Source organism: Rhodococcus sp. 14-2483-1-2 (genome assembly GCF_002259405.1).
Classification (GTDB): domain Bacteria; phylum Actinomycetota; class Actinomycetes; order Mycobacteriales; family Mycobacteriaceae; genus Rhodococcoides.
In genome coordinates this window covers 111,733-127,864 of the sequence record NZ_NPFW01000002.1, presented here as the reverse complement: position 1 = coordinate 127,864, position 16,132 = coordinate 111,733, and the positions used below count along the sequence as shown (strand labels likewise).

At 66.1% G+C, this 16,132-nt stretch carries 14 protein-coding genes; 10 read left to right on the top strand and 4 right to left on the bottom strand.

Annotated features, from left to right (window positions below):
- Positions 1-4 precede the first annotated feature (4 nt).
- Positions 5-1,618: a chaperonin GroEL gene (groL, locus tag CH295_RS00675; RefSeq protein WP_037188249.1), complete on the top strand. Its 1,614-nt coding sequence runs from the start codon at positions 5-7 to the stop codon at positions 1,616-1,618.
- Between the two features lie 65 nt (positions 1,619-1,683).
- Here the strand turns inward: groL and CH295_RS00670 are convergent, their stop codons facing one another.
- Positions 1,684-1,977 (bottom strand): WhiB family transcriptional regulator, encoded by a 294-nt coding sequence (locus tag CH295_RS00670; RefSeq protein ID WP_027496361.1) that lies wholly within the window; start codon positions 1,975-1,977, stop codon positions 1,684-1,686.
- A gap of 718 nt (positions 1,978-2,695) precedes the next feature.
- Here CH295_RS00670 and CH295_RS00665 point away from each other — a divergent pair.
- The 3 genes from CH295_RS00665 (at position 2,696) to CH295_RS00655 (ending at position 5,247) form a co-directional block, all read left to right on the top strand.
- The gene (locus CH295_RS00665) at positions 2,696-3,523 is read left to right on the top strand and encodes a hypothetical protein (RefSeq protein ID WP_252341846.1); all 828 of its coding nucleotides are present in this window, start codon (positions 2,696-2,698) and stop codon (positions 3,521-3,523) included.
- A gap of 136 nt (positions 3,524-3,659) precedes the next feature.
- Entirely contained in the window at positions 3,660-4,238 is a 579-nt protein-coding gene (locus CH295_RS00660) for a sigma-70 family RNA polymerase sigma factor (RefSeq protein ID WP_032397500.1), read from the top strand.
- Positions 4,231-5,247 carry an anti-sigma-D factor RsdA gene (locus CH295_RS00655; RefSeq protein WP_094739478.1) on the top strand — a complete coding sequence of 339 codons (1,017 nt, stop codon included), beginning with the start codon at positions 4,231-4,233 and terminating at the stop codon, positions 5,245-5,247. Before CH295_RS00660 ends, CH295_RS00655 begins: the two co-directional genes overlap by 8 nt.
- Before the next feature lie 82 nt (positions 5,248-5,329).
- On the opposite strand, the gene CH295_RS00650 is transcribed toward CH295_RS00655, so the two are convergent.
- Positions 5,330-5,734 carry a DUF5319 domain-containing protein gene (locus tag CH295_RS00650; RefSeq protein ID WP_032378069.1) on the bottom strand — a complete coding sequence of 135 codons (405 nt, stop codon included), beginning with the start codon at positions 5,732-5,734 and terminating at the stop codon, positions 5,330-5,332.
- A 299-nt stretch (positions 5,735-6,033) separates the two neighbouring features.
- On the opposite strand from CH295_RS00650, the gene guaB reads away from it, so the two are divergent.
- The 4 genes from guaB to guaA all read left to right on the top strand — a co-directional run bounded on the left by guaB (position 6,034) and on the right by guaA (position 12,316).
- Positions 6,034-7,557 carry an IMP dehydrogenase gene (gene guaB / locus CH295_RS00640; RefSeq protein ID WP_170945694.1) on the top strand — a complete coding sequence of 508 codons (1,524 nt, stop codon included), beginning with the start codon at positions 6,034-6,036 and terminating at the stop codon, positions 7,555-7,557.
- Positions 7,558-7,614: 57 nt separating this feature from the next.
- Positions 7,615-8,754 (top strand): GuaB3 family IMP dehydrogenase-related protein, encoded by a 1,140-nt coding sequence (locus tag CH295_RS00635; protein WP_037188243.1) that lies wholly within the window; start codon positions 7,615-7,617, stop codon positions 8,752-8,754.
- Positions 8,755-8,941: 187 nt separating this feature from the next.
- On the top strand, positions 8,942-10,696 hold the full coding sequence (locus CH295_RS00630) for an FAD-dependent oxidoreductase (protein ID WP_037188242.1): 1,755 nt from the start codon (positions 8,942-8,944) through the stop codon (positions 10,694-10,696).
- A 30-nt stretch (positions 10,697-10,726) separates the two neighbouring features.
- The gene (guaA, locus tag CH295_RS00625) at positions 10,727-12,316 is read left to right on the top strand and encodes a glutamine-hydrolyzing GMP synthase (RefSeq protein ID WP_094633718.1); all 1,590 of its coding nucleotides are present in this window, start codon (positions 10,727-10,729) and stop codon (positions 12,314-12,316) included.
- A gap of 5 nt (positions 12,317-12,321) precedes the next feature.
- Here guaA and CH295_RS00620 read toward each other — a convergent pair whose 3' ends face one another.
- Both CH295_RS00620 and CH295_RS00615 read right to left on the bottom strand, forming a co-directional pair.
- Positions 12,322-12,582 carry a hypothetical protein gene (locus tag CH295_RS00620; RefSeq protein WP_252341845.1) on the bottom strand — a complete coding sequence of 87 codons (261 nt, stop codon included), beginning with the start codon at positions 12,580-12,582 and terminating at the stop codon, positions 12,322-12,324.
- Complete coding sequence (locus CH295_RS00615; protein ID WP_252341844.1) at positions 12,579-13,955, bottom strand: PspC domain-containing protein; 1,377 nt, start codon at positions 13,953-13,955, stop codon at positions 12,579-12,581. Before CH295_RS00615 ends, CH295_RS00620 begins: the two co-directional genes overlap by 4 nt.
- Positions 13,956-14,197: 242 nt before the next feature.
- On the opposite strand from CH295_RS00615, the gene CH295_RS00610 reads away from it, so the two are divergent.
- Together CH295_RS00610 and CH295_RS00605 are read left to right on the top strand one after the other, a co-directional pair.
- A complete protein-coding gene (locus CH295_RS00610) occupies positions 14,198-15,478 on the top strand; it encodes a sensor histidine kinase (RefSeq protein ID WP_094739597.1) in 1,281 nt (426 codons plus the stop codon).
- Positions 15,475-16,122: a response regulator gene (locus tag CH295_RS00605; protein ID WP_094739476.1), complete on the top strand. Its 648-nt coding sequence runs from the start codon at positions 15,475-15,477 to the stop codon at positions 16,120-16,122. Before CH295_RS00610 ends, CH295_RS00605 begins: the two co-directional genes overlap by 4 nt.
- Positions 16,123-16,132 lie beyond the last annotated feature (10 nt).

Sequence of the window (16,132 nt, the reverse complement as noted above, 5' to 3'; positions counted from 1 at the left end):
AAACATGGCAAAGCAAATCCAATTCAACGAGGAAGCGCGCCGCGCACTCGAACGCGGCGTCGACAAGCTGGCCGACGCAGTCAAGGTGACGCTCGGGCCGCGGGGACGCCACGTCGTCCTGTCCAAGGCCTTCGGCGGTCCGACCGTCACGAACGACGGTGTCTCGATCGCTCGTGAGATCGACCTGGAAGATCCGTTCGAGAACCTCGGTGCGCAGCTGGTCAAGAGCGTCGCTACCAAGACCAACGACGTTGCAGGCGACGGAACCACCACCGCGACGGTCCTCGCGCAGGCGCTCGTGCGCGGCGGTCTGAAGAACATCGCCGCAGGTGCCAACCCGATCGCGCTCGGCACCGGCATCTCCAAGGCGGCCGACAAGGTCGCCGAGGCTCTGCTTGCCGCCGCAACCCCGGTCGAGGGCAAGCAGGCGATCGCTCAGGTCGCCACCGTGTCCTCGCGTGACCCCGAGATCGGCGAACTCGTCGGCGAGGCGCTCACTCGCGTCGGCGCGGACGGCGTCGTCACCGTCGAAGAGTCCTCGACGCTGCTCACCGAGCTCTCGGTCACCGAGGGCGTTCAGTTCGACAAGGGCTACCTCTCGCCGTACTTCGTCACCGACGTCGACGCGCAGGAAGCAGTTCTCGAGGACGCGTACGTCCTGCTGTACCGCGAGAAGATCACCTCGCTTCCGGACTTTCTGCCTCTGTTGGAGAAGGTTGCCGAGAGCGGCAAGCCGCTGCTCATCATCGCCGAGGACACCGAGGGTGAAGTTCTCTCGACGCTGGTCGTCAACTCCATCCGCAAGACGATCAAGGCCGTGGCAGTCAAGGCACCGTTCTTCGGTGATCGCCGCAAGGCGTTCCTCGACGATCTCGCGGTCGTGACGGCCGGGCAGGTCATCACCGCCGATGTGGGTCTGAGTCTGAAGGAAGCCGGCCTCGAGCTGCTCGGTCGCGCTCGTCGCGTCGTCGTCACCAAGGACGACACGACCATCGTCGACGGTGCGGGCACGCAGGACGACATCGATGCGCGCGTCGGTCAGCTCCGCCGCGAGATCGAGAACACCGACTCCGAGTGGGATCGCGAGAAGCTCGAAGAGCGTCTGGCGAAGCTCTCGGGCGGCATCGCGGTCATCAAGGTCGGCGCTGCCACCGAGACCGAGCTCAAGGAACGCAAGTTCCGCGTCGACGACGCTGTGGCTGCGGCCAAGGCTGCCGTGGAAGAGGGAATCGTCCCCGGCGGCGGCTCGGCTCTGACTCAGGCAGCGTTGGCTCTGGCCGACGACCTCGGCCTGACCGGCGACGAAGCCACCGGTGTTGCCGTTGTGCGTACCGCGCTCAACGCACCGCTGTTCTGGATCGCCTCCAACGCCGGCATCGACGGTTCCGTCGTCGTCAGCAAGGTGGCAGAACTGCCGAAGGGTCACGGATTCAACGCCGCGACCCTGACGTACGGCGACCTGCTGGCCGACGGCGTCGTCGACCCGGTCAAGGTGACTCGCTCCGCCGTGGTCAACGCTGCGTCGGTTGCACGCATGATCCTGACGACCGAGAGCGCGATCGTGGAGAAGCCGGAAGAGGCCTCCGAGCCTGCTGCCGGTCACGGACACGCTCACTGACGTTCGGTGACACGAGAAAGCCCCCAACCCGAAAGGGTTGGGGGCTTTCTTGCGTGTTCGGGTGACTACACCGCGATGCGGCGGCGGTTGTGACGAGCGTGCAGTTCTCGCTCGGTCTCGGACATCCCGCCCCAGATCCCGTAGGGCTCGCTGACGTTGAGAGCGTGTGTACGGCACTGAGCGAGTACGGGGCAGCTGCGGCACATTTCCTTGGCTCGCATCTCGCGCTGCGCTCGTGCGCGGCCCCGCTCGCCGTCCGGGTGGAAGAACATGGACGAGTCGACGCCACGGCACAGGCCGTGCATCTGCCAATCCCAAATGTCGGCGTTCGGCCCAGGGAGGTGATTCGGCTGCGGCATGGAAACTCCTAGGGTGGTGTGGCTTCTCGGATTCGTGATCCGAATGCCGACAACGTTATGTGGATCGACGAAATCGAGTCAATAGTTCTCTGTCGTGGGCAAATGCATAGTTATGGGGCAAAGAATTAACACGGGCGATATTTACTTCGACTCACCCGCATGCGTGTCCTTCCTGTTGAAGAATCCGTCGACACGCGAGACGATGGGGAGTGCACCGGCTTTCCGGCTGCAGATGCGGTGTGGCGGAACGCAGGCGTCCGGCATCGGTCGACAGTGATGCCGCTCGATCCGACCGGGCCGCCGTGGTCGGCATTTCCGCTGATCAGAGCCGTTTGCGTGATGTCGAGGGTGGTTAGGTTCCGTGCGTCGGATTCGACGTCGGTGCATTCGGTCCAGGAGGCGCGAAGTGCTCGACGCGATCGCGCGGATCGCCGGGCGACGGTCGAGCGGGCGCACGGACGGCAGGCGACGCCTCGGTGGCCGATTGTTCGATCGAGTGCGCTGATTAACCTATTCGCCACACAGCGTTCAGATTCTCGACTTCGAGTCGGCCCGAGTTCACATTGTTAATTCCTTGAAAACTGCATTCTGGGCGAGCGAAACGACGCGCTGATGCTCCTTTCGGACCGATAGTGAATTCGACCGTGCAATTGCGTCGCTTCGAATCGGTAGGACTCACGCGCAGTTCGTCATCGGAGAAGGCCCTACCCTTGCGTCCGTGCCAACAGAGCCGAGCTCGCTGTTCACCGCGACGCAGTCCGAACTCTCCGACGCGGCTTTCGGCGGCAACCCCGGCCGATTTCCGCTTCCCGCAGCCGGCGATCCTTGGGAGAGCTGGTTTCGCAGTGTCGCGTTGGCGGGCCAGGGGCGGTACAGCGCCGCCGTAACCGAGCTCCGGCGGCATCGACCCACCAGCCCGGAACTCCGGTCACTGCACGCGTCGACCAGAGCGTCGTGGTTGCGTCAGGTGGGCCGACACGAGCGGGCCCGGCGCTTCGACGGCATCGCAGTCTCTCTCGTCGGACTCGTGGGACCGTCGACGTCCAGGGACTCGGTGGAGGCCCGTAGCGATGCGCTGATCGGTCTCGCCGCGGATGCACTGGGAAGTGGACGTTTTCACCTCGCGGACACCCTGCTGGCCCGCAGTGCGGAGCAGCGGCAGGGCCCCGTCGGTCGGGGGCTGTGGCGTCCGGCACTGCGGGCGGCGTGGGTGGCAGCCGAGCTGGCGATGATGCGCGGCGACGGCCCCGAGGCGATCCGACACGCCGAGGCCGCTCGAGCTCTCGCCGACGATGCCGATTCGTTACGCCACATCGTCAAGACCGACCTGGTGGGTGCGGCGGCGCTGAGCTGCATCGGTGAGACCGACCGGGCGCGTGAGTCGGCCGTCCAGGTGGCCTGCGCTGCGGAGATGGCCGGTCTGCTGCCCCTGCGCTGGGCCGCCACGATGCTGTGCGAGGGAACAGGCGGCGTCGACGCCGGGATGGTGGCGTCGGCAGACCTGGCCGCCGACATCGATCGTCGGGGTGGTTCGACGGTCGGTTGACCAGGACCTGGGTCGAAGGCGGACCGAGTGGTTCGGTTGTGGCTCGGTGGTGTCGCTATCCTTGGTCTCGTTCCACCACCACGTGGAAGCGCTCCCAGGCGGGTGCGTACCTGTAACGCGGGGAAAATTGTCGACGATGAACAGTGCGGGTGAGGAGTTGGACTCTTTCGTCGTTGCCGCAGCGCAAGGCGATCGACTGGCTCTGTCCCGGGTCCTGGAATTCATCCGACCACTCGTCGTTCGGTACTGCCGGGCACGGGTCGGTTCGGCTGAGCGCGGTCAGCTTTCGGCCGACGACGTGGCGCAGGAGGTCTGTTTGGCAGTCATGACCGCCTTGCCGCGATACCAGGATCAAGGTCGTCCGTTCATGGCATTCGTGTACGGCATCGCGGCTCACAAGGTCGCCGACGCCCATCGCAGCGCCTCGCGTAACAAATCGGACCCGGCCGCCGAAGTACCAGATGTCGTGTCGATGGAGCACGGACCGGAGCAACGCGCTCTCGAATCCGAGTCGAGTCGACAGATGACTGCACTGCTGGACACCTTGCCCGCCAAGCACCGCGAAATTCTGGTGCTCCGACTCATCGTCGGGTTGTCGGCCGAGGAAACAGCAGCCGCCGTCGGCAGCACTGCAGGCGCTATCCGCGTGGCTCAGCACCGAGCTATCGCAAAACTGAAGAACGAAGTTGTGAGAGCAGGTGAAATGTATGGCTAGGGACAATGGTCACGGTGGCCCCGGTGAGACGCCGCGTCGCGGAATCTCGCGAATCGGTGGGCACGTGAACCCCACTGGACCGAAGCAGAACGATCCCTATGCCGACATCGGCGCAGACGGTGGTCCAGTGGACCTCGTCGCCGTACGTCGTGACGATGCGTTCATCGATGCGATCAGTGGTGACGGACCGATTGCCACCGATGACGCAGACGAGTACCAACTCGCCCTTCTGTTGGCCAATTGGCGAGCAGACGTGATGGCCCCGGCGATGCCGGCCGGCCCCTCGCTCGATGTGGTCGTCGCCTCCGTCGAACGCGAGAAGCTCGCCGCCGACATGGCGCGCTCGAGCTCGGCCAACCGCGGTGGACGGATGCGTTTGCTGCGTCCCATCGCCGGTGCCGCAGCCGCGATCGCGGTCGTGATGGGTGGCCTGGTGGTCATCTCGTACAACTCGACACCGGACGATCCGCTGTGGAGCGTCAAGTCGGTCGTGTTCTCCGAACAGGCCGATTCGACCGTGGCGCAGATCGACACGACGTCCAAGCTGCAAGAGGCGGAGAATCTCCTGTCCTCAGGTAACACCACTGCCGCTCGCGCACTGCTCGACGGCGCGTCGAACAGCAGTTCCTCCGTGCTCGACGACGGGCAGCGCGCCGAGCTCGATCAGTGGCTGGCGCGTCTACTGCAGGAGCTGCAGGCTTTGACGCTGCCCGCGCCTGTTCCGCTCCCGGCCGAGGTCGTCCCGGCTCCGGTGCCCAGCTCCGAGGCCCTGTTACCGCCGGCTCCGGTGGATCCGGTCACGCCCGACACCACGGGTGCTCCGATCACGCCGGCTCCGACCACAACGACGCCAGAGGTGCCGCCCACGACGACGACTCCGAGTCCCTCGACGACGACGGACGTCACGCCGACGGTGCTTCAGGAGCCCGATCAGCCGACGGCGACCGCCGGTGGCAGCAGTTCGTCGGACAACCGCGACCGCATGTCGGTCCCATCCGGCGGCAGCTGACAGGGTTTTCCGGTCCCGCCCGAACAACGAAGAAGCCCGACACGATGATCGTGTCGGGCTTCTTCGTACGAAGTGTCGGGAGTCAGCTGTCGAATCCGTCGCCGTGCAGCGCGTCGTTCATGGATGCGTCCGCGAAGCCGCGGCAGTAGTCCCAGGTCACGTAGGCGTCGGGTACGGGGTCGTAGGCGGGCTCGTGCGGCCGGACCGTTCCGTCGACGAGCAGCTGGAGCAGATTTGCGCGCAGCATGTCCCAGTCGTGGTAGTGGTCCTGCTGGCAGTCTTCGCAGCACACGACGAGGCCGCGGATGCCGCGGTGGCCCAGGAGAGCCTCGTAGACAGCCAGGTCCGCCAGGTCTTCTTCGACGGCCAGGCGCTCCTGAGGATCGAGGGGCTGGCCTGGCTCGATGGCGTCGAGGGCGGCCGACGGGTCGGCTGGGTCTCCGGCGAACGGATCCGGGGGTAGACCGGGAGGCAGTTGATCGCGCACGCCTCCACGGTACGCAGGACTGGTGGGTCTGCGCCAGCCGTTCGAATGCGACATGCCGGACGCGTTCGTCGCCGACGATGCTGCGGACCGGGATTTCGGTGCTCGACGGCCACCCACAGCGGGAGGCATTCGCACTGGTTGTGCCCTAGCCGATACCATGGTTCACGGCGCTGAACAGATGAGTGCAAGTGCCGAAACTCCATCCGTTCTCCAACACCGCACCGCGGTGCGCCTGCGAGCTCTCACCGGCCGCACGCTGCGCCGAGTTGCACACAGGCTCTAGGGAGGGCCAGATTCGCATGAGTAGTCCCGGAGCCCACGTCCGCACAGGCGGCGACGATCCCAACAAGGTCGCGATGCTCGGCCTCACGTTCGACGACGTCCTGCTGTTGCCGGCCGCTTCGGACCTGATTCCCAGCTCGGTCGACACGTCCAGTCAGATCACCCGCGAGATCCGCCTGCGGGTGCCGCTGGTCAGCTCCGCCATGGACACCGTCACCGAGGCCCGGATGGCCATCGCCATGGCCCGCGCGGGCGGTATGGGCGTGCTGCACCGCAACCTGTCACTGCAGGATCAGGCGTCCCAGGTCGAGACGGTCAAGCGCTCGGAGGCCGGGATGGTCACCGATCCCGTCACCTGCAAGCCCACCGACTCGTTGGCCGAGGTCGACGCCATGTGCGCGCGCTTCCGTATCTCCGGTCTTCCCGTCACCGACGAGACCGGCGCACTGGTCGGCATCATCACCAACCGCGACATGCGGTTCGAGGTCGATCAGAATCGCCGCGTCGCCGACGTGATGACCAAGGCCCCGTTGATCACCGCACAGGAAGGCGTCACCGCGGAAGCGGCGCTCGGCCTGCTGCGTCGCCACAAGATCGAGAAGCTGCCGATCGTGGACGGCAAGGGCGCACTCACCGGCCTGATCACCGTGAAGGACTTCGTCAAGACCGAGCAGCACCCCGATGCCACCAAGGACCGTGACGGTCGTCTGCTGGTCGGTGCCGCTGTTGGCGTCGGGCAGGATGCCTGGGCTCGGTCCATGGCACTGACCGACGCCGGCGTGGACGTGATCATCGTCGACACCGCGCACGGTCACAATTCGCAGGTGCTCGAGATGGTCAGCAAGCTCAAGGCCGAGGTGGGCGATCGCGTACAGGTCGTCGGCGGCAACGTGGCCACCCGCGCGGGCGCACTCGCCCTCGTCGAGGCAGGTGCGGACGCGGTCAAGGTGGGCGTCGGACCGGGATCCATCTGCACCACCCGCGTGGTCGCAGGCGTCGGCGCTCCGCAGATCACCGCCATCCTCGAGGCCGTCGCCGCGTGCAAGCCGCACGGTGTGCCGGTCATCGCCGACGGCGGTCTGCAGTTCTCCGGTGACATCGCCAAAGCGCTCGCTGCCGGTGCCTCGACCGCCATGCTCGGATCGTTGCTGGCCGGAACCGCGGAGTCCCCGGGCGAGCTGATTCTGGTGGGCGGCAAGCAGTTCAAGAGCTACCGCGGCATGGGTTCGCTCGGCGCGATGCAGGGACGAGGGGGAGCGAAGTCGTTCTCCAAGGACCGCTATTTCCAGGACGATGTGCTGGCCGAGGACAAACTCGTCCCCGAGGGCATCGAAGGTCGCGTCCCGTACCGCGGACCGTTGAACCAGGTGATCCACCAGCTCACCGGTGGCCTGCGTGCTGCGATGGGCTACACCGGATCGACGTCGATCGAAGACCTGCAGAAGGCTCAGTTCGTGCAGATCACTGCGGCCGGGCTCAAGGAAAGCCACCCGCACGACATCACGATGACCGCTGAGGCCCCGAACTACACCACCCGATAGTCGCTTCGGCCGTTTCTCGGCCGATGCGATTCGCTCTCGAAGTAGAAAGGTGCGCGCGTGCGCGACCTCGTTGAAATCGGCATGGGCAGAGAAGCCCGCCGCACCTACCAGCTGGACGACATCGACATCGTGCCGTCCCGTCGGACTCGGTCGTCGAAGGAGGTGTCGACGGCATGGCAGCTCGACGCGTACCGCTTCGACATTCCCCTTCTCGCGCATCCGACCGATGCTCTGGTCTCGCCCGAGTTCGCGATCGAGCTGGGTCGACAGGGTGGGCTGGGGGTCATCAACGGTGAAGGACTGTGGGCGCGCCACTCGGACGTGCAAGCCAAGATCGATCAGCTGATCCACATTGCCGAGACCGATCTAGATCCCGACGCGCCGATCGCCTTCCTGCAGGAACTGCACGCCGCGCCGCTCCGGCCGGATCTGCTGGCCGCAGCGGTCGGTCAGGTCCGTGACTCCGGGGTGACCGTCGCCGTTCGGGTGAGCCCCCAGAACGCTCGCTCGCTCACGCCTGCCCTCGTTGCATCGGGCCTGGATCTGCTGGTCATCCAGGGTACGATCATCTCCGCTGAGCACGTTGCTCACGGCGAGGACGAGCCGCTCAACCTCAAGACCTTCATCGCGGAGCTCGATGTTCCCGTCATCGCGGGCGGCGTGAGCGATCACCGCACCGCGCTGCACCTGATGCGTACCGGCGCGGCAGGCGTCATCGTCGGTTACGGCTCGGTCGAGGGTGGCACGACCACCGGTGAGGTGCTCGGCATCGGCGTTCCGATGGCCACCGCCATCGCAGACGCCGCCGCGGCGCGCCGGGACTACCTGGACGAAACCGGCGGGCGCTACGTGCACGTCATCGCCGACGGCGACATCACCACCTCCGGTGCCCTGGCCAAGGCCATCGCCTGCGGGGCCGATGCTGCGGTTCTCGGTGCTCCGCTGGCCGTCGCTGCGGAAGCTCCCGGCGGGGGTTGGTACTGGCCGTCGGCCGCGGCGCACCCGTCCATGCCGCGCGGCGCGCTGCTGCCGATGTCTGCGGGGGACCGTCCGAGCCTGGATCAGGTGCTCAACGGACCGTCGCGCGAGTCGTACGGCTCGATCAACCTCGTCGGCGGACTGCGTCGATCGATGGCGAAGTCCGGGTACTCCGATCTCAAGGAATTCCAGAAGGTGGGCCTGAACGTCAGGGCCTGATCAAGTCTGCTCCAGCAGGGCGCGCACTCCTTTTCACACCGGGGTGCGCGCCCTTTCTGTTGCGTGTCGTCCACGTAAGCCGACCCTGGGTTGGTGATACCTCTCGTAACAGCTAGAATCGGTTGTGGCGGTAGTCACATGGGGATGTGCATACTGTTCGACAGCATCGGATGTAGCGGAGGTCACCATGGGTTCAGCTGTTCGCGCAACGGATTACGACGTCTTGATCGTCGGTTCGGGCTTCGGCGGGAGCGTCACCGCGCTTCGGTTGGTGGAGAAGGGATACCGCGTCGGCATCCTGGAAGCCGGACAACGCTTCGAGGACAAGGACTTCGCGAAGAACAGCTGGGATCTCAAGCGCTTCCTGTGGGCACCGAAACTCGGCCTCTACGGCATCCAGCGCGTGCACCTGCTGCGCGACTGCCTCATCCTCGCCGGTGCCGGAGTCGGCGGCGGCTCGCTGAACTACGCGAACACCCTCTACAAGCCCCAGGCACCGTTCTTCGAGGACAAGCAGTGGGCGCACATCACCGACTGGAGCAGTGAGCTCTCGCCGTTCTACGACCAGGCCACCCGCATGCTCGGTGTCGTGCGCAACCCACACATGACCCCCGCCGACGAGGTGATGAAGTCGGTTGCCGAGGACATGGGCGTTGCCGACACCTTCATCCAGACCCCGGTGGGCGTGTTCTTCGGAGACGAGCCCGGCAAGACCGTCCCTGACCCGTACTTCGGCGGTGCAGGCCCCGAGCGCACCGGATGTATCGAATGCGGCGAGTGCATGACCGGTTGCCGCCACGGAGCCAAGAACACCCTGCTGAAGAACTACCTCGGCCTGGCCGAGCGCGCAGGAGCCGAGATCGTGCCGATGACGACCGTCACCGGTCTCGTTCCCCGATCCGACGGCACCTGGGACGTCGACACCGAACGCACCGGCGCTCGGCTGCGTAAGGGCAAGAAGACGTACAGCGCAGCCAATGTCGTGTTGGCGGCGGGCACTTGGGGCACCCAGAACCTGCTGCACAAGATGAAGGACACGGGCGCGCTGCCCGAATTGTCGGACACACTCGGCGAACTGACACGTACCAACTCCGAGTCGATCGTCGGAGCGGCCAAGCTGGCGGTCGATCCGAACATGGACCTCACCCGCGGAGTCGCGATCACGTCCTCGTTCCATCCCAGCCCCAACACCCACATCGAACCGTGCCGCTACGGCAAGGGCTCGAACGCGATGGGCATGCTGCAGACACTGATGACCGACGGCGGCGGGAAGATTCCGCGGTGGCTCAAGTTCGTGTTCGCGCTGATCGCACACCCGATCCAGTTCCTGCGCGTCGTCAACGTCCGGCACTGGAGCGAGCGCACGATCATCGCGCTGGTGATGCAGAACCTCGACAACTCGATCACCACGTTCACCAAGCGTGGCCCCTTCGGCCGCAAGATCTCGAGCAAGCAGGGGCACGGTGAGCCGAACCCGACGTGGATCCCCGAGGGCAACGACGCCACTCGACGCATCGCGAAGAAGATCGGCGGCGTCGCAGGCGGTACCTGGGGAGAATTGTTCAACATTCCGCTCACGGCCCATTTCCTCGGTGGCTGCGCGATCGCCTCGGATTCCGAGCACGGCGTCATCGATCCGTACCACCGCGTCCACGGCTACCCGACGCTCAGCGTCGTCGACGGGGCTGCCGTATCGGCCAACCTCGGTGTGAACCCGTCGCTGACCATCAGCGCGCAGGCCGAGCGTTCCGCCGCGCTGTGGCCGAACAAGGGCGAGCTGGATCTCCGTCCGGCACAGGGACTGCCGTACCAGCGTCTCGATCCGATCGCCCCGAACTCTCCGGTCGTCCCGGTGGATGCTCCGGGTGGTCTGCGACTGCCGATCGTCGAGATCAGGTCGGGCTCCTCGGCGAAGCCCGTCGCGCATTCGGGTGTTGCATGAGCGCAGCAGCAGTCCCATTAGACTGACCCGGTGACCGACTCCTCTGCACACGATCCCGCACACGCACGCCCGGTTCTCGTCGTCGATTTCGGCGCCCAGTACGCGCAGTTGATCGCCCGCCGTGTGCGCGAGGCCAATGTGTACTCCGAGGTGATCTCGCATACCGCGACCGCCGAGGAGATCGCGGCCAAGAACCCTGTCGCGCTTGTGCTTTCCGGCGGACCCTCCAGCGTCTACGCCGAGGGTGCGCCCGAGCTCGATTCCGCGCTCCTCGACCTCGGCATCCCCGTGTTCGGCATCTGCTACGGATTCCAGGCCATGGCCCAGGCCCTCGGCGGAACCGTCGAACACACCGGAACGCGGGAGTACGGTCGCACTCAACTCAGCGTGGACGGCGGTCGTCTGCACGACGGTCTGCCCGCCACACAGCCGGTCTGGATGAGTCACGGTGACGCCGTCACCGCGGCCCCGGACGGCTTCACCGTCACGGCCACCAGCGCTGGCGCGCCGGTCGCTGCCTTCGAGAACGAGGGCAAGCGCATGGCAGGCGTGCAGTATCACCCCGAGGTTCTGCACTCCCCGCACGGACAGCAGGTGCTCAGCCGATTCCTGCACGAGACGGCGGGCATCGCCCCGGACTGGACTGCAGCGAACATCGCCGACGCTCTGGTCGACGCTGTGCAGGAACAGGTGGGCCCCACGGGCAAGGCCATCTGTGGCCTCTCGGGCGGTGTCGACTCCGCGGTGGCGGCGGCACTGGTGCAGCGGGCCATCGGTGACCGTCTGACCTGTGTCTTCGTCGACCATGGATTGTTGCGCGCCGGCGAGCGTGAGCAGGTGCAGCAGGATTTCGTCGCCGCGACGGGTGCCAAGCTGGTCACCGTCGATGCGGTCGACACCTTCCTCGGTGCGCTCGAGGGCGTCTCCGACCCGGAGGAGAAGCGCAAGATCATCGGCCGCGAGTTCATCCGGAGCTTCGAGGGTGCCGTGGCCGAGGTGCTGGGCGAGAACGCCGAGCACGGCGACGCGGTCGAGTTCCTGGTGCAGGGCACGTTGTACCCGGATGTCGTCGAGTCCGGCGGCGGTTCGGGTACCGCGAACATCAAGAGCCACCACAACGTCGGCGGCCTGCCGGACGATCTGCAGTTCGCCCTGGTCGAACCACTGCGTGCGCTGTTCAAGGACGAGGTGCGTGCGGTCGGACGCGAACTGGGATTGCCCGAGGACATCGTCGGCAGGCAGCCGTTCCCCGGACCGGGTCTGGCGATCCGTATCGTCGGTGAGATCACCCGCGACCGTCTGAACACGCTCCGCCATGCCGATTCGATTGTCCGAGAAGAACTTACGGTCGCCGGCTTGGATCAGCAGATCTGGCAGTGCCCGGTGGTGCTGTTGGCCGACGTGCGCAGTGTCGGGGTGCAGGGCGACGGCCGTACCTACGGGCACCCGATCGTGCTGCGTCCGGTCTCGAGCGAGGACGCGATGACGGCGGACTGGACCAGGCTGCCGTACGACGTGCTGGAAACCATCTCGACTCGGGTGACCAACGAGGTTCCGGAGGTCAACCGAGTCGTTCTCGACGTGACGAGCAAGCCGCCGGGCACCATCGAGTGGGAGTAGTGGCGTCAGCTCTTTCTGCTGGGGCCCAGTAGTAGCGCGAAGCCCACGACCACCGCGGCGACCACGAACACCCAGCGGAACTGGACGTCGCTCAGTGCCACGATCGCATCTCGGCCGATGAGTGCTGCGACCGAGACGACCATGGCCGCCAGCCCGGCGAGAAGCAGGAGTGCCGAGGGACCGCGTCGGCCAGAGGTGCGAGCCTCGGTGTCGGAATCACTGTCGCCGTAGTCGTGGCCGATGCGATCGGTCCTGTTCTTCTTCACGGGTTCCCCACTTTCAGCTCGCCGATTGCCACATCGCCCACGATCGTCAATGTCGGGGTATCGGTGCTCGTTCCCGGGCCGAACCGGGTATCGGTGGGGCACGACCCCACGGCCGACTCGCACTCCACGGTCACGTTCATCGAATCGGGCACGGTGACCGACGCGCTGCCCAGTGCCACATCGATCTCGACGGTGCGGTCCTCGGTGAGGTCGAGCCCCGTGAGGTCGAGGTCCAGTTCACCGAGGCCGACGTCGTAGGTATGGGCGAGATCGGCAACGGTGAGCGGTGCGATGCGCTGCGTTCCCGACGCACCGTCCACGTGCATCGGACCGACCGCTGACGCCAGGACGACGAAGCCGGCCAGGGGTGCTGCGATCACCAACAGTCCGTAGCCCTTGCGCAGGAACGCGCCGAGTACGAGTCCCACGGAGATGACCGCGAGAGCGACGGCTCCGACGCGGCCGGCCGAGGCCCAGTCCCCTCCGGTTGCGGCACCTACCGCCGCGGTGATGCCGGCTGCGAGCAGCGCCAAGCCGACAAAGCTTGCCGTCCAACGTGATCGGCGTTTACGTTCGATCGGCGCAGGCGGGAAGGTGCCCGCCGGTTCGGGAAGATCCCAGGCGAAGGGGGCCACACCGAGTGGATCCCACGACGGGGGAGTCACGGTGGGAAGGTCGGCCGGCTTCTCGGTCGACTTCTCGGCGAATGTGGTCGACTTGCTCAGGTTCACGGTGTGCGCGTCTGCGTCGATTCCGGTGTGCTCGACGGGCTTCGGCGTCGGAACGTAGCTCTTCGGCAGGGTCGTGTACGGGGTGTAGCGCTCGTGCTGGAACTGGGGCGGACGGTACTGCGCGGCCGTCCACTGCTCGGCCGATGCGCTGGGAGAACCGAAAGGCATCGGGGCGTAGCGATTACGGGAGAACTCTGCCGTCCGCATGTACGGGGGCGGCTCCGGGCACCGTTGGTGCAGCAACCACAGTCCACCGAGCATCGCCACCAGAGAGATCAGCCCCGAACCGCCGAGTCCGACACCGACCGGACCGATGGTCGACACCGCGATGACCAGTGCCACCGCAACGACCACCATCTTGGTCGCCGAATCGGAGCTGTGTCCTCGCCCGACCAGCGACTCCGCGCCCGACGCCGTGTCGCCGGCGCGATTGAGCACCAGCCACGCCGCCAGATACAGCACGATGCCGGTGCCGCCGAACAAAGTGGAGACGACGAACGCGATCCGAATCAGAACGGGGTCGACGTCGTATCGATAGCCGATACCGGCCGCAACACCCGCCACATGCCCGCGTTGCGGCAAGCGGTGCGGACGGGTGCGCCACATCTGCTGAAGTTGATCCGAGACGGTCACGTTGCTCATGCCAACCATCGTGGCCGCCGCGACCACGAAACACATCAGGGATACCCCTGATCTTCATCCCCGAAATCGTGTTCACCTCGACAGACCGCGAAACATCAGGGCGAACCCTGATGCGACACTCGCCCTGTCCGTGCCAGGATCGAGGCGTGCACCCTGTCGACAATCCACCCGTTGACGCCGCCCGCAACGCACCACCCGTAGCCGGCGACGCGCCGGTCACCCCTGCCATCCCTGTCACCTCGATTCCTTCGGCTCCTGCCTTTCCTGTTTCTCCTGCACGTTCTGCTCCTGCGCCCTATCGACGACGCGGCGGCGGACGCATCGTCGGCGGCGTCGCCGGGGGTCTGGCCGACCATCTCGGCGTCGACGTGTTCAAGGTTCGGGTGGCCTTCGCGCTGCTTGCCGCCTCGGCCGGTGCCGGCATCGCCGCCTACGGATTGATCTGGATGTTCACGCCCGCCGGCGACGACACTGCGCACCCGAGTGCCGCCGAACGCCAGCGTGCGCTCGGGTTGGCTGCTATCGGTCTCGGCCTCGCCGTCGGGCTCGCTTGGCTGCTCAGCGGTACCGCTGCATCGGTCATCGTGCCGGTCATCGTCGTGGTGATCGGGGCGGCCCTGGTATGGCGCGAATTCGACTCCGAGGGACCGCGAACAGCTCTCGGTCTGCCCAAGCATCCGACCATGTTGAGCTGGGCGAGGGTCGTCGGCGGAGCGACGTTGATCGTGCTCGGCCTCGCCGTGGTGGTGCTCGCCCGCGTCGATCTGGCCGCGCTGCGCTCGTCCCTGCTGGCGGTGGTGGTCACTCTCGTCGGCGTCGGCCTGTTGACGGTACCCATCTGGTTGCGCACCTGGCGCGCGCTCGGTGCCGAGCGGTCCGCGCGTATCCGCAACGACGAACGCGAGGAAATCGCGTCGCACCTGCACGATTCGGTGCTCCAGACACTGGCCCTGATCCAGAAGCAGTCCGATCAGCCGCAGGAGGTGATGAGGTTGGCGCGCGGTCAGGAGCGGGAATTACGCAAATGGCTGTTCGACGGCGGAGACACCGACAACTCCAGCTTGGCCGACGCGCTCAAGACCATCTCCGGTGAGGTCGAGGATCAGCACGGCGTGACGGTTCGACCCATCACTGTCGGCGACGTGCACCTACTGCCCGACGACGTCGAGTCCGGCCTGTCCCGTGAGAGTTTCACCGCGCTGCTGGGTGCCACACGAGAGGCTCTCGTCAACGCGGCCAAGCATTCCGGTGAGACCAATATCGATCTGTTCGCCGAGACCGAACCGGAACAGGTCAGCGTTTTCGTCCGCGATCGCGGTACCGGGTTCGACGAATCCGAGGTACCCGAGGATCGACAGGGCCTGGCGAAGTCCATTCGGGGACGCATCGAGCGCCGCGGTGGCACTGTGCAGGTACGGTCGACCGTCGGCAAGGGAACCGAAGTGCGAATCTTCATGCCCCGCAACGGCACCGCCATGACCACCGAACCATCCGAATCCAGCCAGCAGGAGCAGCCGACGTGACCGAACCTTTCCGCGTTTTCCTGGTCGACGACCACGCGGTGTTCCGTTCCGGTGTGCGAGCCGAACTCGCTCGCGAGGCGGACATCGACGTCGTCGGGGAAGCCGGAGGCGTCGCCGAGGCGGTCTCGGGCATCGAATCGACGAAGCCGGACGTGGTGTTGCTCGACGTGCACATGCCCGACGGCGGCGGTGTGGCCGTGTTGAACCGCATCTCCGAGGGGCCGGTATGTCTCGCCCTGAGTGTGTCCGACGCCGCCGAGGACGTCATCGCCGTCATCCGTGCCGGGGCGAGGGGGTACGTCACCAAGACGATTTCCGGCTCGGAACTCGCCGACGGTGTTCGACGCGTCGCCGGTGGAGACGCGGTGTTCAGCCCCCGTCTGGCCGGATTCGTCCTCGATTCGTTCACCGGTCGCAGTGCCGGCCCGGAGCCCCCGTTGGATCCGGAACTCGATTCACTGACGCCCCGTGAACTCGAGGTGTTGCGGTTGCTTGCGCGCGGCTACACCTATCGCGAGATCGCCGAGGATCTGTTCATCTCGGTCAAGACCGTCGAGACGCATGCCTCGAATGTTCTCCGAAAGACTCAGCAGTCCAACCGGAATGCGCTCACCCGATGGGCGCACAAGCGTCGAATCGATTAGTCGTCGGGAT